This window comes from Peteryoungia desertarenae, from assembly GCF_005860795.2.
GTDB lineage: Bacteria > Pseudomonadota > Alphaproteobacteria > Rhizobiales > Rhizobiaceae > Allorhizobium > Allorhizobium desertarenae.
Genome location: NZ_CP058351.1, coordinates 100,923 through 124,571, shown reverse-complemented (window position 1 = coordinate 124,571; position 23,649 = coordinate 100,923). Strand labels below are relative to the sequence as shown.

The window sequence follows — 23,649 nt, the reverse complement described above, 5'->3', positions numbered from 1 at the left end:
TCAACAAGATACTGAAATCGATGAAATTTTCTAAACGCCCTCTTGCATCTGCAGTCAACCTCTGCGTAGAGATAACAAGAAATGCACTGATGCATCAGTGCATTTCTCTCTTGAATGCATGGGCAGCCCGGCATCAGGCATGGGCCAAAAAGGGTCGCCAAGGGCGAAGCAGCAAGACCCTCGCCGATGCGCATAGAAGCGGAAGATGACATGAGACGGAAAACACCTGAAAGTCTTCGATCAGCCCGATGGTTTGAACCCGATGATCTGCGCAGCATGGGTCATCGCTCGCGGCTGATGCAGCTTGGCTATGCCGAGGAAGAGTTTCGCGGTCGGCCAGTCATCGGGATCATGGACACCTGGTCCGAATTGAACACGTGCCATGCCCATTTTCCCGAGCGCGTCCAGGATGTGAAGCGCGGGGTCCTCCAGGCAGGTGGCTTCCCCGTCCAGATGCCTTCGCTCTCGGTCGATGAGAGCAATATGAAGCCGACATCCATGCTGTTTCGCAATATGCTCGCGATCGAGACGGAGGAGATGATCCGCTGCCATCCTCTCGACGGGGTGGTGCTGATGGGCGGTTGCGACAAGACGACGCCAGGCCTTGTTCTGGGTGCGATATCTGCAGGCGTACCGGCCATCTATGTGCCAGCCGGACCGATGATCCGTGGCAATTTTGCCGGAAAGACGCTTGGCTCGGGATCCGACGCCTGGAAATACTGGGATGAGCGTCGGGCAGGCAATCTGTCAGACCAGGACTGGGTGGGGATCCAGAGCGGCATTGCCCGGTCCGCCGGAACCTGCATGACCATGGGAACAGCCAGCACGATGACGGCAATCGCCGAGGCAATGGGACTGACCCTGCCCGGTGCCTCGTCCATACCGGCGGTCGATTCAAACCATCACCGCATGGCGTCGGCCTGCGGAAGACGCATTGTCGAGATGGTCTGGGACGACCTGACACTTGACCGGATCATCACCGAAGCCGCCTGCCGGAATGCAGCCACCGTTGCCATGGCCACCGGTTGTTCCACCAATGCCGTGGTCCACCTCATTGCCATTGCCAAACGCGCAGGCATTCGGCTCACTCTGGATGACCTTGACGAACTCGGACGCACAACGCCGCTCATTGCCAATGTGCGACCGGCGGGCAAGGGCTATCTGATGGAGGATTTCTATTATGCCGGCGGATTGCGCGCGCTGATGAACCAGCTCAGAGAACGGCTCGACTGTTCTGCCCTGACTGTCAATGGACGCACCCTTGGCGAAAACATCGAGGGAGCCGAGGTTTACAATCAAGATGTGATCCGCCCGCTGTCCAATCCGGTCTATCACGAGGGCTCGCTGGCGGTTTTGCGCGGCAACCTGTGTCCCAACGGAGCTGTCATAAAGCCTGCCGCCTGCGACCCGCGCTTCCATGTCCATGAAGGCCCGGCACTGGTTTTCGACAGCTATCCGGAGATGAAGGCCGCGGTCGAAGATGAAAACCTCCACGTGACGCCGGATCACGTCATGGTCCTTCGCAATGCCGGACCCCTTGGTGGTCCAGGTTTCCCCGAATGGGGGATGCTGCCCATCCCGAAGGCACTGATCAAGCAAGGACATCGGGACATGCTCAGGATTTCCGACGCACGGATGTCGGGCACCTCCTACGGTGCCTGTGTCCTCCATGTCTCGCCCGAAAGCTTCATTGGAGGCCCCCTGGCACTTCTCAAGACCGGCGACGCGGTTCGACTGGACATCCCCAACCGTCGCCTCGACATGCTGGTCGATGACGCCGAACTTTCGCAGCGCAAGGCACAGTGGCGTGCGCCCGAGCCACGCTACGAACGGGGTTGGGGATGGCTGTTTTCGAAACATGTCACCCAGGCTGACCAAGGCTGTGATTTCGATTTCCTGCAAACCGATTTTGGCCGGGCCGCCGGCGAACCCGACATTTATTGAGCGAGGATCATCATGAACGACTATGTCCTGTCCGATACCACCCGCGCCAAGTTCAAGAAGACCTCGACAGCCTCCATCGCGACGGCTCTGTACAAGCGCAATCTCCGAAACCAGTTCATCCAGGGCGTGGTGCCGGTCTCTGCGAAACCAGACAACATGGTGGGCCAGGCCTTTACCCTTCGCTATATTCCCGCGCGCGAAGATCGAAACCCGATCACGGTGTTCCGAGATCCCGATCATCCGCAGCGTGTCGCCATCGAATCATGTCCAGAAGGTCACGTGCTGGTCATGGATGGCCGCCAGGATGCGCGGGCTGCAACAGCAGGTTCGATCCTCATTACGAGACTGGCGCTGAGGGGAGCGGCAGGCGTTGTCTCCGATGGCGGTTTTCGCGATGCCGAAGGCATCGCCGCCCTTGATATGCCAGCCTATTTCGCAAGACCCTCGGCACCGACCAACCTGACCCATCACGAGGCGATTGATATCAATGTCCCGATCGCCTGTGGTCAGGTCGCCGTTTTTCCCGGCGATGTCCTTGTCGGTGACCGGGACGGTGTCATGGTCATTCCCGCACATCTTGCAGAGGAAATCGCCGACGAATGCCTCGGGATGGAGGATTTCGAAGCCTTCGTGCTGGAAAGAGTGATGGCCGGCGATCCCGTGATCGGCCTTTATCCGCCGACGCGCGAGGAATGCCTGGAAGCCTATGCAAGATGGCAGAAGCACAGGGTTTAAACCTTGACCTGATGGACACCACGCTTCTGATGGCTGTTCAGGATGCAGTGTGAAAAGCGATCGACGCGTGGTCCTGATTGGTGGAATGCGTATCGGTGTATTCTGATAGATGGACCGATCCAGCCCATTCAAGACTGCCTCTTGATTGGGCTCAGCGCTCACCACTTTGCCGCATTTCCAGTCACCAGCCGACCCTGGACCCTCAGATGCCGGGGCTCCAGCGCCGATTGACGGACTGGCATGGCACTTGCTTCACTAGATTCAGAGTTTGGCGGCTAGGGTTCCGGTGCGTTTTGCATGGCTGGTCCGAGAGCTGCCACCGGCGGGGGAGACATCCCTTCCGGATGCACGGCGGGACAAAAGCCCGGGAGACCTCGTAAGCCAAGGGATTGGCGGCGCGATGGTCGATGCCGATCCCTTCTCGAAAAGCCAGAAGGGGAATGAACATGCAGACTTTTTCGCGATTTCTATCCATCTCGCTCCTGAGCGCGACCGTGGCACTGTCGGGTTTGTCGACTGCACAAGCGCAACAGAAGACAGATTTCAAGGTCGCCTGGTCGATCTATGTCGGCTGGATGCCCTGGGGTTATGCCAATGACACCGGCATCGTGAAGAAGTGGGCCGACAAATACGGAATCACGATCGAGGTGACACAGTTCAACGACTATGTGGAGTCGATGAACCAGTATACCGCCGGTGCTTATGATGCGGTGACGCTCACCAATATGGACGGGCTTTCCATTCCGGCAGCCGGTGGCGTCGACACGACCGCTGTCATCGTCGGGGACTTTTCCAACGGCAATGATGCCCTGATCCTCAAGGACAAGACATCGCTTGAGGAGGTCAAGGGCCAGAACATCAACCTCGTGGAGTTTTCGGTCTCGCATTATCTTTTGGCGCGAGCCCTGGACAGCATCGGTCTTTCGGAACGCGATGTGAAGGTGGTCAATACTTCGGATGCCGACATGGTCGCCGCCTATCAGACTCCTGATGTCACAGCCGTTGTCACATGGAACCCGCTTGTTTCGACCATCCTGGAGGAACCTTCCGCCAACAAGGTCTTTGACAGCTCGCAGATTCCGGGCGAAATCATCGACCTGATGGTCGCCAATACCGAGGTCTTGAATGCCAATCCGGATTTCGGCAAGGCACTGGCCGGGATCTGGTATGAAACCATGGCGATCATGACCGCAGACACGCCCGAAGGTGCCGCTGCACGGACCGCGATGGGGGCTGCTTCCGGAACCGACCTCGCCGGCTTCGAGGCGCAGATGGCCGCAACCAAGCTCTTCGACAAGCCGGCCGATGCTGTCGCCTTCACCGCTTCGCCCGAGCTTCCAAAAACCATGGACCTTGTCCGCAACTTCCTGTTCGAGAAGGGTCTTCTGGGAAGCGGCGCGCCCTCGGCCGATGTCATCGGCATCGAAATGCCGGATGGATCTGTCCTTGGAGACACGGCCAATGTGAAGTTCCGTTTCACGACATCCTACATGGACATGGCCGCCAAGGGTGAACTCTGAGCAAGGACAGCCAGATGGTGGGGCCGCATCGACAGATCGGCCCTTCCCCATTTGCCTTTAAGGATCAGCCCAGATGCGCTGGATCAATACCAAGCCCGGACAAGGCGCACGTCTCACACTGGCGTTGCTTCCCTTCATATTGCTGCTTGCCGCCTATATGATCGGGTCAGCCGAAAGGCTGGCAGACAATCCGAATGACAAGCTGTTGCCGGGCCTGGATGCCCTTGGTGATGCCATCCAGCGCATGGCATTCACGCCTGATGTCCGCACAGGCGATTATCTACTCTGGACAGACACCGCCGCAAGCCTGACACGCCTTGCAGCAGGGCTTGGCATTGCCACCGGGATCGCACTCCTGCTCGGGCTGATCATCGGTATCCTGCCCTATGCGCGGGCAGCGCTTTCACCATTTGTCGGCGCCATTTCCATGGTTCCGCCGCTCGCCCTCCTGCCGATCCTGTTCATCGTCATGGGGCTCGGCGAGGCCTCCAAGATCGCGCTGATTGTCATCGGCGTCGCGCCGATCATGGTTCGCGACCTGGCGCTGACCGCCATCTCCCTGCCACGCGAGATGATCGTCAAGGCCGAAACGCTCTCGGCCTCCTCCTGGCAGATTGCGCTGCGTGTCGTGCTGCCGCAGATCCTGCCGCGCCTGATCACCACGCTCCGCCTGCAGCTTGGCCCCGCCTGGCTCTTCCTGATCGCGGCCGAAGCGATCTCCTCCGACAGCGGCCTCGGCTACCGCATCTTCCTCGTCCGTCGCTATCTGTCGATGGACGTCATCTTCCCCTATGTGCTCTGGATCACGTTGCTTGCGATCCTCACCGACATCCTGCTCGATCGCTTGCGCATCGCGGTCTTCCCCTGGTCCGAACTGGAGAAGGGCAAATGAGCGCCCTCTCCATCAAAAACCTCTGGAAGGAATATGGCGACCAGATCGTGCTGGAGAATGTCTCGATCGAGATCGAATCCAGAGCTTTTGTCGCTCTCGTCGGCCCGTCCGGCTGTGGCAAATCCACCTTTCTGCGCATGCTTCTTGGTCAGGAAACACAGACCAAGGGTGAAATCCTGCTCGATGGTCTGGCCTTGCCGAAGGAGCCGGGGCCGGATCGCGGCGTCGTCTTCCAGCGCTACTCGGTCTTCCCGCATCTGACCGTTCTCGGCAATGTCATGCTTGGCAAGGAACTGAAAGCCTCCCGCTTCGCCGCCCGGCTGTTCGGCTCCGCCCGTCGTGCAGTCGAGGAAGAGGCCCGCGGCATGATCGCGGCGGTCGGGCTTGCCGGCTCCGAAGACAAGTATCCGGCCCAGCTCTCCGGCGGCATGCAGCAGCGACTGGCGCTCGCCCAGGCGCTGATCATGCGGCCCAAGGTTCTGCTGCTCGACGAACCCTTCGGCGCGCTGGATCCCGGCATTCGGGCTGAAATCCACACACTGATGAAGACGCTCTGGCACGAGGCGCCGATGACCGTGGTCATGGTCACTCATGACATGCGCGAGGCCTTCACGCTTGCCACCCGCGTCGTCGCCTTCGAGCGCCCCCGCGACCGCCCGGAGGAAAAGCTCCGCTACGGCGCGACGATCACCCGCGACATCGCCATCTGGCCGCCCCGCAGAGCGGGCGAGGCCTCCCTCATTCGCCCCGACCGGGACGGCCCGGTCAACGAAACCACTGGAGATGACAATGCATATCCGACGTTCCGATGAAGAGATCGCCGCCAACCGGGCGCGCTACGAGGAGCATCAGAAGAAAGGGCTGGAATTCGCACCGAAGGCGCTGCCGGGAAAGAGCGCCAAGCCTGCACCCGCAATTGATGCGAAGAAAATCATGCACCAGGAAAAGCTGCCCGGCGGCTGGTACTGGTGGACCCGCGTCAAGTTGAACGAGACGCTGCGCATCGCGCTCGACGACGGTTTTTCGACCGTGTCGGTCGTCGCCTGGAATGCCGAAGACCCGAGCGAGCGCATGAACCTGCCGGACACCGTCAAGGTGCAGTGGACCACCGGGCTTGGAAAGGGCCGTGTCATCTTCTCCGACATGGGCAAGGTCATGTTCTCGATCACCGAGGATAGCTCCGGCGCCCATGACGTTCTGATGGGCGGCTCGACAGCCTCCTCGAACGCGAAGAAATATGCCGGCCAGAACGGTCCGGCACTGCGCAACACCCGCGACAACTTCGTGCTGATCGCCACCAAGGCCGGCCTCGACAAGCGCGACATTCCGGCAGCTCTCGCCCTGTTCGCACCCGTCCGCGTTGACGCTGATGGCAGGTTCGAGTGGAAACCGGATCTCGTGTCCGAAGGCGACTATGTCGATCTGCGGGCCGAGATGGACATGATCGTCGGCTTCTCCAATTGCCCGCATCCGCTCGATCCAAACCCGGTCTATGCCCCCAATCCCGTCAGCATCCTGAGGATCGCGGCCCTTGAGCCAGCAGCGGATGATCTGTGCCAGACCGCGACTGCAGAAGCCATCCGCGGCTTTGAAAACAACGCTTTTGCGGCCCTGTGAGAGGAGAGGCGACCATGACGAGTTTTATCCAGACCTCTCCCACCCGCACGCTCTCCAACACCGCGCAGGATCATTATATCGCTGCCGAAGCACCGTTTTCGACCTTCATCAAAAAGGGTCAGGTGGTCCGCATCGAGGACAGCTATGGCCAGCAGGCCGTCGATACGCTCTTCTACAACGCCCATGATTTCTCCGAGCGCTATTCGAGCCAGGACACCATGCGCGAGCAGGGTGCAGCCTATATCTCGACCGGTACGAAGGTCATCTCCAACGAAGGCCGGGTGATGCTGACCGTCACCGCCGACAGCTGCGGTCGGCACGACACCTCAGCCGGCGCCTGCTCCTGCGAGAGCAACACGGTCCGCTTCGGCCATTACACGAAATACCTGCATGCCTGCCGCGATAATTTTGTCATTGAGGTATCGAAGCACGGCATGAGCAAGCGCGACGTGGTGCCGAACATCAACTTCTTCATGAACGTGCCGATCGAACCCTCAGGCGAAATGACCATCGTCGACGGCATTTCCGCCCCCGGCGACTATGTCGAGCTGAAGGCGGAGATGGACGTGCTGCTCGTCATCTCCAATTGCCCGCAGATCAACAACCCCTGCAACGGCTTCGATCCGACGCCCATCCGGGTGCTCGTCTGGGACGACGAGGCAGCCTGATGTTCAGGAAGGTTCTGATTGCCAATCGCGGCGAGATCGCCGTGCGCGTCATCAAGACGCTTCGAAAGATGGGGATCGCAAGCGTTGCGGTCTATTCCGATGCCGACCGGTTTTCGAAGGCCGTTCTGATGGCAGACGAGGCGGTGCGCCTCGGACCCGCACCCGCCAGTGAAAGTTATCTCAACGTCGATGCCGTGATTGCCGCCTGCCGCCAGACGGGTGCGCAAGCCGTCCATCCCGGCTACGGCTTCCTCTCGGAGAACATCGGCTTTGCCGAGCGGCTGAAGGCGGAAGGTATCACCTTCATCGGCCCGACGCCGGACAATATCGCAGCCTTCGGCCTGAAGCACACGGCCCGCGAACTGGCCAAGGCGAGCGGCGTGCCGCTCTTGCCCGGCTCCGGCCTGCTCGACAGCCGGGAAGAGGCGCTCTCCGCAGCGGAGCAGATCGGCTATCCGGTGATGCTGAAATCGACAGCCGGCGGCGGTGGGATCGGCATGCAGCTCTGCGACAATGCGGAGGCGCTTGCCGCAGCCTTCGACACGGTGCAGCGCAGGGCAAAGTCCAGTTTCGGTGACGCCCGTGTTTATCTCGAACGCTTCGTTTCCAAGGCCCGCCATGTCGAGGTGCAGATCTTTGGCGATGGCAAGGGCAAGGTCATTGCGCTCGGCGAACGCGACTGCTCGCTGCAGCGCCGGAACCAGAAGGTGATCGAGGAAACGCCGGCACCAGGTCTGTCTGATGCCGTGCGCCAGCGCCTGCACGCCGCCGCCGTGTCGCTCGGCAGCCAAGTGGCTTACGCCTCGGCCGGCACGGTCGAATTCATTTATGATCCCGCCCGGGAGGAGTTCTATTTCTTGGAAGTGAACACGCGTCTGCAGGTCGAGCATCCGGTGACGGAAGCCGTCTTCGGTGTGGATCTCGTCGAATGGATGGTCCGCCAGGCTGCTGGCGAACATGTGCTGACGGGCAGGCAAAACCTCGCGCCGAAGGGCGCCGCGATCGAGGCGCGCGTCTATGCCGAAATGCCCCATGCCGGCTTCCGCCCGAGTGCCGGCCTGCTGACCGAAGTGGTCTTTCCAGACGGTATCCGTGTCGACGGCTGGGTGGAAACAGGGACCGAGGTCACACCCTTCTACGATCCCATGCTCGCCAAGGTGATCGTCTCGGGTACGGATCGTAACGCAGCCATCGCCGCGCTCTCGTCCGCGCTGGAAGAAACCTCGCTTTCAGGCATCGAGACCAATCTCGAATACCTGAAGGCCATCGCCGCCTCCGACCTGTTCCGCAGCGGTGATGTCGCGACAACGGCCTTGAAGGATTTCGCCTTCGTGCCGGACGTGGTCGAAGTGATCGCCCCGGGTGCGCAATCAAGCCTTCAGGAGCTGCCGGGCCGCCTCGGGCTCTGGCATGTCGGCGTGCCGCCATCCGGCCCGATGGACGAACGCTCCTTCCGCCATGCCAACCGTCTGGTCGGGAACCACGATCATACGGCGGCCCTGGAACTCACTGTCTCCGGGCCGATGCTGAAATTCTTCTCCGATACCGTGATTGCGCTTGCCGGCGCGCTCATGCCGATAACGCTCGACGGTGTCGAGTTGCCCCATGATCAGGCGGTCGAGGTCAAGGCCGGCCAGACGCTGGTAATCGGCAGCATCACCGGTGCCGGCCAGCGTGCCTATCTGGCGGTCTCCGGCGGCTTCGACGCGCCCTTGGTCATGGGCTCCCGCGCCACCTTCGGGCTTGGCCAGTTCGGCGGCAATGCCACCGGTACGTTGCGGGCAGGCCATGTCTTGCGCCTGGCCCGCCGTAACCAGACCGATGTGCTACCGGCTACGGAACCGGCGGAACTGACCCGCGAATGGTCGGTCGGGGTGCTCTACGGCCCACATGGTGCGCCCGACTTCTTCCTCGAAGAGGACATAGAGACACTCTTCTCAACCGATTATGAGGTGCATTTCAACTCGGCGCGCACAGGTGTCCGCCTGATCGGCCCGGCCCCCAAATGGGCGCGCACCGATGGCGGCGAGGCGGGGCTTCACCCCTCTAACCTGCATGATAATGCCTATGCGATCGGTGCGATCGATTTCACCGGCGACATGCCGATCATCCTCGGCCCCGACGGCCCAAGCCTCGGCGGCTTCGTCTGCCCGGCGGTGATTGCCCGCGACGAGCAGTGGAAGATGGGCCAGTTCAAGCCGGGGGATAAGATCCGGTTTCATGCCGTGGTGCGGAAAGTGGATGGTGTCCTTTCCGCAGGTTCCGTGCCCGGTTTATCCCCCTCCGTCCTGCCGGACATCTCCCCCACAAGGGGGGAGAGCGGGGAGGCCGCCGTCTCGCCTGCCGCTTCGGTTGAGTTGAAGGCAAGCGCATCTGCAGTATCGGGCGAGGCCGACGTCGTGCCAGTCTCCCCCCTTGTGGGGGAGATGCCCGGCAGGGCAGAGGGGGGTAAGGCTCGGCAAACCGCCTTCGGCTCCCCGATCCTGGCCTCCAACGATGCCGGCCCGATCCTCGTCGTCTACCGCCGCCAAGGCGATGACAACCTGCTGGTCGAATACGGCCCGATGCAGCTCGATATCGGCATTCGCATGCGCGTCCATCTGCTGATGCAGGCGGTCAAGCAAGCGAAGCTTCAGGGCCTGATCGATCTGACACCCGGCATCCGCTCGCTGCAGATCCACTATGACAGCACCACGCTGTCGCGCTCGAAACTTCTCGCCGCCCTCGCCGAGATCGAGAAGAGCCTCCCTCCGGTCTCCACCGTCAAGGTGCCGAGCCGGACCGTATGGCTGCCGCTCTCCTGGAACGATCCCGATGCGGAACTGGCCATGCGCAAGTATCAGGAACTCGTGCGTCCCAACGCCCCCTGGTGCCCCTCCAACATCGAGTTCATCCGCCGCATCAATGGGCTCCCCGACGAGCAGGCGGTGAAGGACACGATCTTCAACGCTTCCTATCTCGTGATGGGCCTCGGCGATGTCTATCTCGGCGCGCCGGTCGCAACCCCCATCGATCCCCGCCACCGGCTGGTGACGACGAAGTATAATCCGGCCCGCACCTGGACGCCGGAAAACGCCGTCGGCATCGGCGGTGCATACATGTGCATCTATGGCATGGAAGGACCTGGCGGTTATCAGCTTTTCGGGCGCACGATCCAGGTCTGGAATACATGGCGGCAGACGGATGTCTTTGCCAAGGACAAGCCCTGGCTGCTCGATTTCTTCGACCAGATCCGCTTCTTCCCCGTCTCCCACGAAGACCTGACGGAAGCCCGCGCCGCCTTCCCGCATGGCGGCTATCCGATCCGCATCGAGGAGAACACCTTCTCCTATGCCGACTATCAGGCAGAGATGGCGAAGAATGCAGCCGGGATCGCCGCTTTCAAGCAGGGCCAGCAGGCGGCCTTCGAGGCGGAGCGGAAGCGCTGGAAGGACGAGGGGCTCGATAGTTTCCAGGTGGATGACGGCGCGGGGGTAAGCCTCGGTGGCGATATCCCCGAAGGCTGTTTCGGGGTGGAAACTGCCGTGCCCGGCAATGTCTGGAAACTGCTGGTCGAAAAGGGCCAATCCGTAAGCGCAGGCGATACGCTTGCCATCATCGAATCCATGAAAATAGAAATCACCGTCACCGCCCATGCGCCCGGAACAGTCCGGGATCTGCGTGCGGGGCCGGGTCGCAACGTCAAGGCCGGCGATGTCCTGGTCGTATTGGAGGATTTGTAATGCTGCCGACTATTCTTGATCTCGCTTCGCTCAGAGCCGCCTATGCCAGCGGGCTCACCCCGCTCGACCTCGTCGAGGAGGTGATCGCCCGCCGCAAGGCCTCCGAAGATCCTGCGGTCTTCATCACTGAGACGCCGGAGGATGATTTGCGGGCAGCCGCAAGGGCATTGATGGAGCGCGCACCGGAGCCGAACAGTCTGGCGCTCTGGGGCGTGCCCTTCGCGGTCAAGGACAATATCGATGTCTCCGGCCTGCCGACCACTGCAGCCTGCCCGGCCTTCGCCTACCAACCGGAGAAGGACGCAACCGTCGTTGCGAGACTGAAGGCTGCGGGTGCCCTCGTCATCGGCAAGACGAACCTCGACCAGTTCGCCACAGGCCTCAACGGCACACGGTCTCCTTATGGTGCTCCGCGCTCCGTCTTCGACAAGGCCTATGTCTCCGGGGGCTCTTCGTCCGGCTCGGCGGTTACGGTTGGGGCGGGTCTCGCAAGCTTTGCACTCGGTACCGATACCGCAGGTTCCGGACGTGTGCCCGCCGCCTTCAACAACCTCGTCGGTATCAAGCCGACGCCCGGCCTCGTGCCGAATGTCGGCGTCGTCCCGGCCTGCCGCAGCGTCGATGTCGTCACGGTCTTTGCTGCAACCGTCGGCGATGGTGTCGCGATCCGCAAGGTGATGGATGGCTATGACGCCGGTGATCCCTATTCCCGCAAGGCGTCGCCAGTGGTTCTACCGGGTTCAGTTCTGCGCATCGGTGTGCTCGACGGAGCCGAGCGCGAATTCTTTGGAAACAAGGCGGTGGAGGCGCTCTACGATCAGGCAATCGAGCGGGCAAAATCGCTTGGCGCCACCATCATCCCCTTCGACTACGCGCCGTTCCGGCAGGCCGCCGAACTGCTCTATAACGGCCCCTGGGTTGCCGAGCGTCTCGCTGCGGTGAAAGAGTTCATCGGCACTAATGCCGATGATTTCGATCCGACCGTGCGCACCATCATCGAGGGCGCCAGGGGTTACGATGCCGTTGCGGCATTCGAGGGCCAGTACAAGCTCGGGCATCTCCGCCAGAAGGCACGTGTCGAATGGGAAAAGCTCGATGTGCTGATGCTGCCGACCTCACCGACCACCTATACGGTCGAGGCGATGCTCGCAGACCCGATCGTCAAGAACAGCCATTTCGGTCGCTATACCAACTTCGCCAATCTCTTCGGCTATGCCGCGATTGCCGTGCCCGGCGGCTTCGGCTCGGATGGCCTGCCGAGTGGCGTCACCTTCTTCGGCCCCTCCTTCTCGGATGATGCGCTGGCGCCCTTTGCCGATGCCATGCACCGCGCCGCCCGGTCCGGCATGGGCAAGGACAGGACTGCAGCCCTGCCGGAAGCCTCAAAGCTTGCCGAAACGGACGATGGTCTCGTCACGATCATGGTGGTCGGCGCGCATCTGACCGGCATGCCGCTGAACCACGAACTGACAGGCCCCGGCGGGAAGCTGGTGAAGACATGCCGCACGGCCGGCGACTACCGCCTCTTCGTCCTGCCCAACACCACACCACCCAAGCCGGGGCTGATCCGCGAGCCGGGCTTTGTGGGTCAAGGACTGGAGGTGGAGGTCTGGAAGGTCACGCCCGCTGCCTTCGGTCGCTTCGTCCAGAACATCCCCTCACCGCTCGGTATCGGCAAGGTCACGCTCGACGACGGTAGCCAGGTCTCCGGTTTCCTCTGCGAGGCCCATGCCATCCAGGGTGCGCAGGAGATTACCGAGCTTGGCGGCTGGCGAGCCTTCATAGCCCTGGAAAACACAAAGCCGCGTGCGGCACAGTGAGTGCATGACTTGCCAAGGCTTGCCGACCGAGCTTTTTTCATGATCCGATCTGCCGTCATCTGAAATCATGGAAGGCTCGGCGATGGCCTGCGTCAGGACAAAAGATTTCGCTCTGGCCGCCGCATCGCGGGCAGGGTGCATCTTGCTGCGACAGGTCAGGCCCGGGCCGAGCCTTGTCATCAGGATGACCCGGTCGCCCTGATGATCGCACGAAAAAAAGGAGCTGCATGCAACAAAGCGCTTTGCCGGAAGACTCTCCCGCAGATGCATTCGCACGGCTGCTTCAGACCAGCACGCTTGCCAGCAGTCGCCATTGTCCAAACATTCAAGCTGTTGTAGATGCCACTGTGTGCCCCGCATCGGGTCAACGATGTGGGCAACACACGGAGCAAGGAATGAAGGGGTTGATGGCTTTGGCTGCCTATGAGCAGTCGATAAAACGGGTCGCCGTTGTTTTGGGTATTGGCTCGACACTGGCCGTGGTTCAGGGTTGGGTCCTGTTGGCAATGTGCCTGAGCCTGCCATTTTGTCTCATCTGGAGCTATTGCGGCTGGCTTCACAGGGAACCGCAACTCAAATGGTTAAACATCATGTTTGCCGTTTTTTATGTCTATGGATTGGCACGCTATTTTCTGTTGTAATCAACCCCACTATGCGATTGGAGAGCAAACACAACTCCGCAACAGCAACAGGGGTATGATAACAGGGGCAGCAAGTGCCGACATCCTGCGTTGCACTCAAGGGTTCAGATTGCGTTCGCTCTTAACACTACGGGCGCTGCCGTTTGCAACTGCCATGGCCATAGAGAAAACAAAGGCATCCTCCACGAAGCCAGTTGCTGACTGCCCCCACCTTCGGATCGCCCACTTGCGAATGGCCAGACCGAGACGAGAAGAGCCAAGCGCTGCGCTGATGCCGAGGGCTGCACCGGTTAGGCGACGCTCCTGCGGTGCAAGGGCTGCACCCGAAAAGCCACCGGTTATCATCCGGGCCAATCGGCCAAGAAAGACCGTGCGGTCAGGCGCCGATGCCATCTTGTCTCCTGCGACTTCAGCCAGTGCCATGACGATCCCAACTGCAGCCGGAAGGCGCCCATGCATCAGTCGTGCCTCGGCTGTGTCATAGGGAAGCGTCTCGCGCCAAGCGGCACTGGCAAGAACTGCCAGCGGCATCATGGAACGCTGTCCTGCAACAAGACCTATCAAGATTGGCCGTATCATCATTGTCTCCTGTGCGTGTATCCGTTCAACAACGTATGTTCGGGCGTTAAGGTCCGTCAGCGGTAGCTCGCCGTCCCTCATATGGCCGTTGGTGAAACGGGAAGAACTGCTCCAGCAGCGCCACGTAGCGCTGCCCTGCCTTGTGGCTGACATTGATGCTTGAACCGAACTGAGAGTAATTGACCAATTGTCCCGAATGCTCCGCCGGCAGACGAAGGATTTTCGGTAGTTCGGTCAACGTCCCGATTTGTCGTGTCCCAGATGATGGTTTAGGTCATCATGGTGGTCACCAGTCTTTTTCCGGTATGGAACCACATTGACTGGATTATGTTCAGATCAGGACCAGGGGACCCCACGGCCTTCGGCATTGGTGAGTGCTCGTCTCACTCTCAAAACAATCTTTTGAAACCTTCACTGAACTATCGATGGTAAACAACACCAATCATGAAAAGGACAGTCCCACCAGCCCAACGTCGATCCATGGACTCTTCCTCCGAACCAGACAGCCGATGGGCATCCTCCGCAAGGAACCGTTGCGACTTGCCGCGCAAACGACCGTGGGTGCAACAGCTGCCTATCTGATTGCGCAATATGCAGGCCTGCCCGAGCCTTCCTGGTCCGTCTTTTCCGCCCTCTTTGTCATCCAGGCCAGTGTCGGCGGGACCATTCAGAGTGCGGTCTGGCGCATCATGGGCGCCGGCCTGGGCCTCGTGCTCGGACTTGTCGCAATCTTCCTACTCGGCAGCGGGGGTTGGGACACCCTGTGGTCGCTGATGGCAGGCAGCGCCGCCATGGGCTTTGTGGCAGCCGCCAAACCAGGTCTCAGCTATGGCCTTGTTACGGTTACAATGCTCATTCTCGCGCCTGGTATCGAAGTCATTGAAGGTGCATTTATCAAGGCTGTCGAAATTGCATTGGGTGCTGTCTGCGGCGCCACTGCATCGCTCGTCGTCTTTCCCCGGGCCGCACATCGACAAGCAGACCTGCATCTGGCGGAAGTACTGCATAAGGTGGGCGACTTTCTGAAGCTAAATGCCTCCTGTATTGCCGCCGGCCAAGATCGGGACCTTGCGGCGCTTCAGTCCGACGTGGAAGACGAACTGGACAAGGCTCGACAGATGGCAGCACAGGCTCACAGGCGCTTTGTTCCAGGACGACCGGATGAGAGGGCCCGCGATGACCTGCGCAATCAGGTACAGCGCTTCTGGTACACACTTACCCTCATAGATCGGCTGCGCTCACCGTCCATCAGGGCCGGGATCAAGTCTGCCGTCCCCTTACAGGACCTCAAGGTCATGAAAGACGCAGCCGAACACATTCACCAACTGGCGGACAGCATGAGCCAACATGCACCAGCACCTAACTGGAGAGCGGAAGCACTTGCAGACCAGGGCGCCGAGCGTCAAAGCCTCGACCGAAGCCAGCTGGAGAACCTGCCTCTTGAGCAAATGCAGCAGATTTTTGCCCTGAGCTTTGCCTGTTCAACGATCGATCAGGAGGTGGCCAGTCTCACCGACCATGTTACATCGTTGGTCGATTCACGATCCTCGCACCGCCGCTGAACTGGTGACACCCCCTGGTCGTAATGATTCGCAAGAAAAATGCATTCGTTTGCGAGCAGACATGATGACCCTCACCAAGATAAAGCGGCGCACAATCCTGTCCCTTCCTTTTGCCTTCATTGCAAGCCAGACGCATGGCAGCGAGCAAGGCTGGCGAGCCCTCGCTCAGGGAGAGGCAATTGCCCTGATACGACATGCCCAGGCCCCTGGAACCGGTGATCCTGCGAACTTCAGGATCGGCGACTGCAGCACGCAACGCAACCTGTCGGATGAGGGAAGAGAGCAATCCCGAAGGCTTGGCGCGCTTTTTCGTGCAGAGGGTATACAGGTAGCCAGAATCTATTCCAGCCAATGGTGTCGCTGTCTTGAAACGGCCAAACTCATGGGACTTGGACCGGTGAACGAACTGCCCGCGCTCAACTCCTTTTTTGACAATGCCTCGCGCGGTCCTGCGCAGACGCAAGAATTGATCGAGTGGCTCACACGACAGGATCAGAGCCAGCCCATCGTGCTTGTCACCCACCTGGTCAACATCACGAGGCTGACGGGGATCGTCCCTCGTCAGGGCGAAATCGTCTTTATCGCTCCCCCAACAGTTGACGAGATTGTGGTCATTGACCGCCAGACGGTCTGATCGATCAGCCTTTCAGACCCGTTGATGCAATACTGGCAATGAAGGCACGCTGCAGAAAAAGGTAAAAGATCAGCACAGGCACCGTGATGATCGACAGATAGGCCATGACCTCGCCCCAGGCGACATTCAGCTGGAAGAAATACTGGAGACCGACCATCACCGGCCGATACTCCTCTGACTGGGTCACCAGCAGTGGCCAGAGATATTGCTGGCTGTACATGATCAGGAATTTCAGAATGGCTGCTGTGGCAATGACAGGACCAGAAATAGGCATGATGACGAGCCAGTAGATCTGCAGCCAGTTGGCGCCGTCGATCTTGGCAGCATCGATGAGTTCACTGGGCAGATCCTTGAAATACTGGACGAAGAGGAAAATGGTCAGGCCATCACCGATCCAGGGTATGATCTGCACATGGTAGGAATTCAGCCAGCCGGTCACCAGCCCCTCCGATGTAATCCAAGGCAGATTGTTGACCTCCAGTAGCAGCGGGATGGCGATGGTTTCGAAGGGGATGATCAGGGTGGCCAGCACCATCGAAAACAGGAAGTCTCGCCCAGACCAGTCCATATAGGTGAAGGCGAAGGCGGCCAGAGAGCCGACCAGGATAGAAGCTGCAACCGTAAGCCCTGTGATCGTCACGGAATTGAAGACGAAGAGCCCGATCGGCGCACGCTCAAAGGCTGCAAAATAGTTGTCAAAAGAGATCTCGCCGATCGGCAAAAAGGCACGGATGGAGCTTGCGTCCCGCAAGAGCTGGCCATCTGGCTTCAGTGATGAAACCACCATGAAGACGAGCGGGAATATGAAGATGGCGGCAATGACCGTCAGCACTCCATAGCGGACTATCAACGCGGAAACGCTCCGCCCCTTGCCGGCAAAAGCCATCAGCGTCGCTCCCGGGTGAGATAGCGTTGAAATAATGATATGGACAGCACCATCACAAAGAGGATGACCGAGATCGCCGAACCGGTCGCAATATCCTGGCGTACATAGCCTCGCTGAACGGCTTGAAAGACGATCGACTGCGTGGAATCGAGAGGTCCTCCGCCGGTCATGACATCAATCTGGGCAAACAGGGCGAAGCCGTGCATGGTGATGACGATGAGCACCAGCACTGCCGTATTGCGCAAGAGCGGCCAAGTGATGAAGCGGAATTTCTGCCAGTTGCTGGCGCCTTCGATATCGGCGGCCTCGTAAAGCGAAAGCGGGATCGTCTGCAGGCCTGAAAGCCAGATCACCATATGAAAACCCACGCCCTGCCAGACCGACATGACGAGAATGGCCCAAAGGGCCGTGTCGGTGCGTCCGAGCCAGTCGATCGGTTGAAACAGCCCGAAGGTCAGAAAGGACAGGAGAGCATTGAGCAGACCGTTTTCGCCCGCATAGATGAAGCGCCAGAGCAAGGCGACGACAACAATCGACAACACCACCGGCATGAAGTAGATGGCGCGGAAGATATTGATGCCCGGCAAGCGCTGATTAACGAGAAGCGCGAGCCCGAGAGCCAACCCGCCCTGAAGCGGGGCGACGACCAGAACAAACAAGACCGTGTTCAAGACTGCCTTCAAGAACACCACGTCTCTCGCCAGAATGACGATACGATCTTGACCAAGAGAAAAGGATGTGAATTCACGCATCCCGCGATACTGGGGATAGTCCGGATTGTTGCGGGTGAAGCTGCGGACCGAGGGATAGATCGGGCCCTTACCGTCTCGCAGGAGCAGTTGTCCGTTCCCGTCTCGCTCTGGCTCCAACACGAGAACCCCAAGGCCGACCAGGTTCCGGTAGTTCTCCAGCCCCACATATGCGGCAGGATTGGGCGATACCAATCTCTGGTTGGTAAAGGAAAGTCCGAGACCAAGGACAAAGGGGGTGACCAGAAACACCGTGATCAACAACAGGGCCGGTGCTGCCATCAGCCAACCTGCCAGACGCTCCCGCCGGGCCAAGCGGTATTGTCTACTGCCTGTCATGGTTTTTCCATCCCCGTGGTTTTGCATTGGACAGAAGATGAGGCTCTTTGTTCGGCCCCATCTTCCCTGTCTCAGGAACGGCGGTCAGTTCTCATTGAACCCGTAGCCATTATTGCGCTCGATGTTTTGATTGATCTCATCGGTTGCGGCATCGAGCGTAGAGGCTACGTCGGCACCATCCGCAATGTCCGAAACCGCCTTCTGGAAGGTTGGTGAGATGAACGAATAGGCAGGGGTTACAGGCCGCAGCGTGGCCTGGGCTTCCGACAGATCGAAAAAGACCGCCAGCGGCCCGCCCTCCTTGTAGTTCTCAGTCATCTTGGCGGCTTCTGCCGTCGCAGGAATAAGGCCAATCGCATCTGAGAACTGAGCCAGATATTTGTCCTGCGTGGCAAAATCGATAAAGGCTGTTGCCCCTTCAGGGTGCTCGCTGGTCGCTGAGACGCCGAATTGCCACGACCCTGCTCCGATTTTCGGACCTGCACCGAAATCAGGCGCTGGAAGAAAGACTAGGTCGTCCCCAAACTTCTCAAGCGCCTTCACGGCAACCCAGTTGCCCATCCACTGAAGCGCATATTTGCCATCCAGGAACCCGGTTTCGTGGTCGGACGGCGATTGCGACGTTCCGGGTGCCAATTCCTTTTCGAAGAGTGACTGCCACCAGTTGCCAAAGGCAATGGCCTCCTCGCCGTTGAGCGCTCCCTCGGCCGTGAGATAGGTGTCGCGGTCAATCAGATCTCCGCCATGGCTCTGCAGAAACGGGCTGAAAGCATAAGTGTACCATTCGGTCTTGTCAGACATGCCGAGATCAAGAGGATAGTCGTAGTCTCCCGTCGCCTTGAGCGTCTCAAGTGCTGCAGTAAACTCCTCGCCCGTCCATGGCTCGTCCAGTGTCGGTATACGGATATTGTTGTCTTCAAGCACAGACCGTCTGGCGAAAACGGCAACGGCAGCATCCCAAAGCCCTATCGAATAAAGCTGATCGTTCCACATCCCGACAGCACCGGGCAGGAAGTGGTCGACCTTCTCTTGCGGTAGGCCCAAGGGTTGGAGATAACCCGACCAGGCCCAGTTCGGCATGTTGGGTCCGTCCATGTCGAGAATGTCCGGCAGATTTCCGGACAGGGCCGCTGCCGTTACCGAGTCATTATAAGCGGCTTGTGGGAACTCCTCGAGGGTAACAACCCAGTCTCCCTGCGACTGATTGAAATCGGAGATGATCCCGGTGAGGATCGCGCGCTCTGTCGGATTTCCGGCTCCATGATACCAAAGACTGAGCTCCGTTTGTGCGTTTGCCGCGTTGGAAGCCAAAAAGGCTGATAGCGCGACGGTGTTGAACAGCTGCTTCGTTTTCATGGTGATGACCTCCCATTTTGCTGCCGGTGCAGCATTCAGTTGCGGGTTCTGGTGGACCGGTCTCCTTGAGACATGTGCCAGGAGTTGCACCATTGCAGGCTCCTTAAGACTGATGATGTGAAGCGAGTGGGCTGTTGGCCCTTTGAAACCAACAGTGGCCGGAAGGCGCGCGACACAGGCTTGAGCAGAGGAACAGCCGAAACCCTCTTGTGGCATAGCCTGCGCGCAGCAAGGCCCAGCTCCTCCGAGATGCATGTTGAAGACTTCAAGCAGAGCTGAAAAACAAGGGCATGCATCATCCCCTTCCCGATCCTCCCAAATCGTGAATGCGGTCGCCCGAATGCCCCCACCGGCGCCAGTCAAGGTGTTCGTGGACTATGCCACTGAAGATGAAGCAACGTCAACCTTCGGCTGTGCGATTGCAAAGCCAGCCTTTCATGGCTGTATTGACAGCGGCCTGTCATTGCTTCTCGATCAACCGGTCGCAAGCAGCAAAGCCGCATAGCCCAAGGCACCGCTGACAAAGGCGAGAAAACGGCTGTCCCGCTCCTTTGGCAGTTCTTCCTTGATGACATTCATCACGATGCTTCCGGCCAGAAAGGCAAACAGGGCGCTGATGGCAAGTTCGGGAATGGTCACGAAGATGCCGAGGCCGAAGCCTAGGAAAGGCGAGACGGCAAGGAGCCAGCGTCCCCTGTGATCGTAAAGCGCACCATGGCTGTGCCGCAGACCCTGATCATTCACCAGAAAATGCAAGGACATGGCGAAACCATAGATGATGAGGCCTCTCAGATCATCTTCTTCGCGATGGAGTAGCAGATAGGCAATCAGACTGTTGTAAAGGGCAAATGACCATAGATGGAGCCAGAAGGCGCCGTCGTCCTGAAGTGATGGGGAACCAGACGCCGTGTCAGCCTCGGGCTTCGTACGCAAGGCTAAGCGATCCAGGCCGTAAAAGACAACGAGACCGAGGAGGGCAATCAGATAGGTATGGCTTTCGATTTCCGCGATGAGACCCGCCTGACCATCCACGATTTCTTCAAAGCGGCCCTGATGGCTTGCGAGTTCTGGAAGAAGATGGACGAAGACATAGGCAACCGAGACGCCACCCCCAAGGGAGAGCCAGCGACTGCGCGGCTGCGCCTGAAGCGACCGGATGCGCCAGCCGAAAAGATGGATGGCGGCAAATACGAAGACGATGACAAGCGGCAGAATCTTTTCAATCACGCATGGCTCCCTCAGAACTGCCCGAACAACGAACGATACGCCGCTCTTGTTGCCAAGAGCTTCGGGGAGACATTTTCTTAGGTCTCGATGCCGTCTATCGGTTTCAGTGGGCTTCGGGACGATAACCGAGACCGCGGGAAGCCGACGATCCTGCTGTCTTCAAAAGGTCGATATAGTCAGCCTTGCGCGCCTCGTCGAAGCGAAACAGCGGAAAGGCGATCGAGATGGCGGCAATTGGCTTGCCCAGATAGTTGAAGACCGGGATCGCCATGCAGCGGACCCCTGCCTCGCTTTCCTCGGTCTCTTCGGCATAGCCGCGCTTTCGCGTTTCATGCAGTTCCGCCATCAGCCTGTCCGGATCGGTGATCGTATTGGGCGCCCGCCTGACGAGGTCCATCCTGCCGATCCGTTCACGCAATTCCTCGTCATCGCGCCAGGCCAGAAGCGCCTTGCCGAGCGATGTACTGTGGAGGGGATTGCGCAATCCAAGTGTCGACTTCATCGACAGGCCATAGAATGAATCATATTTGTGGATGTAGACCACCCGCTGGTCACGATCATCCAGAATGCCGAGATTGATCGTCTCTCCTGTCGCACGCGACAGCTTGCCCATCGCCTGATCGGCGACGCGCAACAATTCGGTCTGCTCGGTCAGAGAACGGGCGCCGAGGCTGAAAAGCTTCAGCGTCAGGCCATATTTTTCTGTCTCGGGATCCTGCTCGACATAGCCGAGTTCGACCATGGTCTGCAGCAAACGGTGCGCCGTCGTCTTCGACGTCATGGCCCTTTGTGCCAGGTCAGCAAGCCCGACCCGCTTCTCCTCCACAAGCGCCTCAATCACCGCAAAGACCTTAAGGACGGCGGCCACGTTTTCTGTTTTCGGCAGAGTGTCGGACATGGCTCATTCTGCATTTTTCGGAATTGCATTCTGGTTTTTCTGTCAGAAGCTGTCAACTTGCACGCATGACGGGTAGGCATGTCGGAAAACTCGTTTTGGCATCCAGACTGGGCAGCCAAAAGGGCGTTGAAAACTGTTTAGGAGTGTGATTTCTTATTTTCTGGAACAACGTTCCGAAATTTTTTACAGGGAATTGAGCGCATGCATCCGCTGCTGCGACAAAAGCAACAGATCCGGGAGCGCGATGCAGGTTGCGACCTGATCGATCGCCTTGTCGACAATCTCATCCCCGTCGAGGACAAGACCGGAGAGTTCCTGTTCAGGCTCGATGACGGGCGGGGCATCGACGCCAAGGACCAGGCCGGATGGGAACGGACGCACGGCATCGGCTTAAAACCTTGCGAACTTGATTATGTCGACGCCGACGGTCAGCGCGTCGAACCAAACCTGAATGAAAGTCAGATACTGTGAAAATTGCGATTGTAGGATGTGGTTCGCGGCACAAGATGTTTCGCGATTCCGTTGCCGATGATTATGCGGACAAACATGAAATCGTTGCCCTGTGCGACGTCAACGCGCACCGCCTTGGCGAGGCAGCCCGCGCCATTTCAAGGCCGGGCACAAATGGTGTTCCGACCTATCTCGCCCCTGATTTCGACCAGCTGATTGCCGAGCAGAAGCCGGACACGGTTGTCGTTGCAACCCCGGATTTTCTCCATGCGGACTACATCGTGCGTGCCTTCGAAGCCGGATGCGATGTCATCTGCGAAAAGCCTCTCACGATCGATCTCTCCCGCCTGAAGATGATCATCGATGCGCAGGCAAGAACCGGACGCCAGGTGAAGGTCACCTTCAACTATCGCTATTCGCCGGCACGAACCCAGATCAAGGAGATGATCGCCTCCGGCGTCATCGGCGAGGTGACGGCGGTTGATTTCCGCTGGCATCTCGACCGCGTCCATGGCGCTGACTACTTCCGCCGCTGGCATCGCCAGAAAGAGAATTCCGGCGGTCTGCTGGTTCACAAATCGACCCATCACTTCGACCTTCTCAACTGGTGGCTCGGCACGGTGCCGACGCATGTTCTGGCATCTGGTCGCCGCGCCTTTTATCGTCCCGAGACGGCTGTGGCGTTCGGGCTTGAAGGCCGTGGGCCCCGCTGTCATCTCTGTCCAGTGGCCGAGAAATGCGACTTCGAGCTTGATCTGTCCGCCGATGAAAAACTGAAGAGCCTCTATCTGGATGCCGAGGGTGAAGATGGATATGTCCGCGACCTTTGCGTCTTCGATGAGGAAATCGGCATCGAGGACACCATGCAGGCGCATATCCGATACGCGTCCGGTGCCACGGCGAATTACACGCTGACGGCCTATTCTCCTTGGGAAGGGCTGGAGATCAAGTTCCAGGGCACCAAAGGCGACATCACCCACCGACATGTGGAAGTCCATGGCGTGTTTGGCGGTGAACGCGCCCATGCCGATGAAGACGCGGTTTCAACTGAACTGCATCTGGCCGGCGAGGCACCGCGCATGCTCGACGTGCCCAAGGCAAAGGGCAATCACGGGGGCGCAGATCCGGTGATGCTCGGCTATATCTTCGATCCCGAAGGCATGGAACCGGATCGTTATGGTCGGGCATCCGATCACGTGGCCGGCGCCTGGTCGATCCTGGCAGGCATTGCCGCAAATGCCTCCATCGAAACCGGTTCACTCGTGAACATTCAATCCATGCTGCGCGCTCACGGCATCACGCTGGAACGATAGGTTCTGATGACAGCACCATTGCGCATCGGCGTGATCGGGATCGATCACGGTCACATCTACGGCATGATCAACGCCGCTTTTGCAGAGAATTGATCAA

At 59.3% G+C, this 23,649-nt stretch carries 18 protein-coding genes, 4 pseudogenes and 1 riboswitch; of the genes and pseudogenes, 15 read left to right on the top strand and 7 right to left on the bottom strand.

The genetic code is table 11. From position 1 onward, the window contains the following. Positions 1 to 210: 210 nt before the first annotated feature. From araD to FE840_RS21120, 11 genes and pseudogenes are all read left to right on the top strand, one after another. On the top strand, positions 211 to 1,944 hold the full coding sequence (gene araD, locus FE840_RS17960; protein WP_138287468.1) for an L-arabinonate dehydratase: 1,734 nt from the start codon (positions 211 to 213) through the stop codon (positions 1,942 to 1,944). A gap of 12 nt (positions 1,945 to 1,956) precedes the next feature. Further along, positions 1,957 to 2,679 carry a ribonuclease activity regulator RraA gene (locus tag FE840_RS17955; RefSeq protein ID WP_138287469.1) on the top strand — a complete coding sequence of 241 codons (723 nt, stop codon included), beginning with the start codon at positions 1,957 to 1,959 and terminating at the stop codon, positions 2,677 to 2,679. A 264-nt stretch (positions 2,680 to 2,943) separates the two neighbouring features. Continuing rightward, a riboswitch (guanidine-I (ykkC/yxkD leader) is annotated at positions 2,944 to 3,052 on the top strand. Between the two features lie 73 nt (positions 3,053 to 3,125). Next, positions 3,126 to 4,199 (top strand): putative urea ABC transporter substrate-binding protein, encoded by a 1,074-nt coding sequence (locus FE840_RS17950; RefSeq protein WP_138287470.1) that lies wholly within the window; start codon positions 3,126 to 3,128, stop codon positions 4,197 to 4,199. A 73-nt stretch (positions 4,200 to 4,272) separates the two neighbouring features. Continuing rightward, a complete protein-coding gene (locus FE840_RS17945; protein WP_138287471.1) occupies positions 4,273 to 5,091 on the top strand; it encodes an ABC transporter permease in 819 nt (272 codons plus the stop codon). After that, positions 5,088 to 5,903 (top strand): ABC transporter ATP-binding protein, encoded by an 816-nt coding sequence (locus FE840_RS17940; protein WP_138287472.1) that lies wholly within the window; start codon positions 5,088 to 5,090, stop codon positions 5,901 to 5,903. The genes FE840_RS17945 and FE840_RS17940 overlap by 4 nt, the downstream gene beginning before the upstream one ends. After that, positions 5,881 to 6,708 (top strand): urea amidolyase associated protein UAAP1, encoded by an 828-nt coding sequence (locus tag FE840_RS17935; protein WP_171033708.1) that lies wholly within the window; start codon positions 5,881 to 5,883, stop codon positions 6,706 to 6,708. Before FE840_RS17940 ends, FE840_RS17935 begins: the two co-directional genes overlap by 23 nt. A 14-nt stretch (positions 6,709 to 6,722) precedes the next feature. Next, positions 6,723 to 7,376 (top strand): urea amidolyase associated protein UAAP2, encoded by a 654-nt coding sequence (locus FE840_RS17930; RefSeq protein ID WP_138287474.1) that lies wholly within the window; start codon positions 6,723 to 6,725, stop codon positions 7,374 to 7,376. Continuing rightward, positions 7,376 to 9,614: pseudogene (locus tag FE840_RS21130) on the top strand (5-oxoprolinase/urea amidolyase family protein); the annotation flags it as partial. The gene FE840_RS17930 and the pseudogene FE840_RS21130, both read left to right, overlap by 1 nt. Before the next feature lie 233 nt (positions 9,615 to 9,847). Next, a pseudogene (locus FE840_RS21125) lies at positions 9,848 to 11,098 on the top strand (carboxyltransferase domain-containing protein); the annotation flags it as partial. Beyond that, positions 11,098 to 12,918, top strand: coding sequence for an allophanate hydrolase (gene atzF, locus FE840_RS17920; protein WP_138287476.1), 1,821 nt, complete (start codon positions 11,098 to 11,100; stop codon positions 12,916 to 12,918). The pseudogene FE840_RS21125 and the gene atzF, both read left to right, overlap by 1 nt. A 227-nt stretch (positions 12,919 to 13,145) precedes the next feature. Then, positions 13,146 to 13,559 (top strand): hypothetical protein, encoded by a 414-nt coding sequence (locus FE840_RS21120; RefSeq protein ID WP_343058667.1) that lies wholly within the window; start codon positions 13,146 to 13,148, stop codon positions 13,557 to 13,559. Between the two features lie 96 nt (positions 13,560 to 13,655). Here FE840_RS21120 and FE840_RS17910 read toward each other — a convergent pair whose 3' ends face one another. Both FE840_RS17910 and FE840_RS20925 read right to left on the bottom strand, forming a co-directional pair. Continuing rightward, positions 13,656 to 14,093 carry a DUF4126 domain-containing protein gene (locus FE840_RS17910; RefSeq protein ID WP_246318930.1) on the bottom strand — a complete coding sequence of 146 codons (438 nt, stop codon included), beginning with the start codon at positions 14,091 to 14,093 and terminating at the stop codon, positions 13,656 to 13,658. Between the two features lie 145 nt (positions 14,094 to 14,238). After that, positions 14,239 to 14,376, bottom strand: a pseudogene (locus FE840_RS20925) (ATP-binding protein); the annotation flags it as partial. A gap of 271 nt (positions 14,377 to 14,647) precedes the next feature. Here FE840_RS20925 and FE840_RS17905 point away from each other — a divergent pair. After that, on the top strand, positions 14,648 to 15,700 hold the full coding sequence (locus FE840_RS17905) for an FUSC family protein (RefSeq protein ID WP_171033709.1): 1,053 nt from the start codon (positions 14,648 to 14,650) through the stop codon (positions 15,698 to 15,700). A gap of 61 nt (positions 15,701 to 15,761) precedes the next feature. Further along, the gene (locus tag FE840_RS17900; protein ID WP_246318929.1) at positions 15,762 to 16,334 is read left to right on the top strand and encodes a histidine phosphatase family protein; all 573 of its coding nucleotides are present in this window, start codon (positions 15,762 to 15,764) and stop codon (positions 16,332 to 16,334) included. 4 nt (positions 16,335 to 16,338) lie between these two features. Here FE840_RS17900 and FE840_RS17895 read toward each other — a convergent pair whose 3' ends face one another. The 5 genes from FE840_RS17895 to kdgR all read right to left on the bottom strand — a co-directional run bounded on the left by FE840_RS17895 (position 16,339) and on the right by kdgR (position 21,789). Next, the gene (locus FE840_RS17895; RefSeq protein WP_138287479.1) at positions 16,339 to 17,220 is read right to left on the bottom strand and encodes a carbohydrate ABC transporter permease; all 882 of its coding nucleotides are present in this window, start codon (positions 17,218 to 17,220) and stop codon (positions 16,339 to 16,341) included. After that, positions 17,220 to 18,308 (bottom strand): carbohydrate ABC transporter permease, encoded by a 1,089-nt coding sequence (locus FE840_RS17890; protein WP_138287480.1) that lies wholly within the window; start codon positions 18,306 to 18,308, stop codon positions 17,220 to 17,222. The genes FE840_RS17895 and FE840_RS17890 overlap by 1 nt, the downstream gene beginning before the upstream one ends. A gap of 84 nt (positions 18,309 to 18,392) precedes the next feature. Continuing rightward, positions 18,393 to 19,664 carry a sugar ABC transporter substrate-binding protein gene (locus FE840_RS17885; protein WP_138287481.1) on the bottom strand — a complete coding sequence of 424 codons (1,272 nt, stop codon included), beginning with the start codon at positions 19,662 to 19,664 and terminating at the stop codon, positions 18,393 to 18,395. A gap of 474 nt (positions 19,665 to 20,138) precedes the next feature. After that, positions 20,139 to 20,891, bottom strand: coding sequence for a hypothetical protein (locus FE840_RS17880; protein ID WP_246318928.1), 753 nt, complete (start codon positions 20,889 to 20,891; stop codon positions 20,139 to 20,141). 103 nt (positions 20,892 to 20,994) lie between these two features. Beyond that, positions 20,995 to 21,789, bottom strand: a complete 795-nt coding sequence (gene kdgR, locus FE840_RS17875) for a DNA-binding transcriptional regulator KdgR (protein ID WP_138287482.1) — start codon at positions 21,787 to 21,789, stop codon at positions 20,995 to 20,997. 201 nt (positions 21,790 to 21,990) lie between these two features. On the opposite strand from kdgR, the pseudogene FE840_RS17870 reads away from it, so the two are divergent. Next, positions 21,991 to 22,182, top strand: a pseudogene (locus FE840_RS17870) (glycoside hydrolase family 105 protein); the annotation flags it as partial. Positions 22,183 to 22,256: 74 nt separating this feature from the next. After that, complete coding sequence (locus FE840_RS17865) at positions 22,257 to 23,552, top strand: Gfo/Idh/MocA family protein (protein ID WP_138287483.1); 1,296 nt, start codon at positions 22,257 to 22,259, stop codon at positions 23,550 to 23,552. The last annotated feature ends 97 nt before the right edge of the window (positions 23,553 to 23,649 follow it).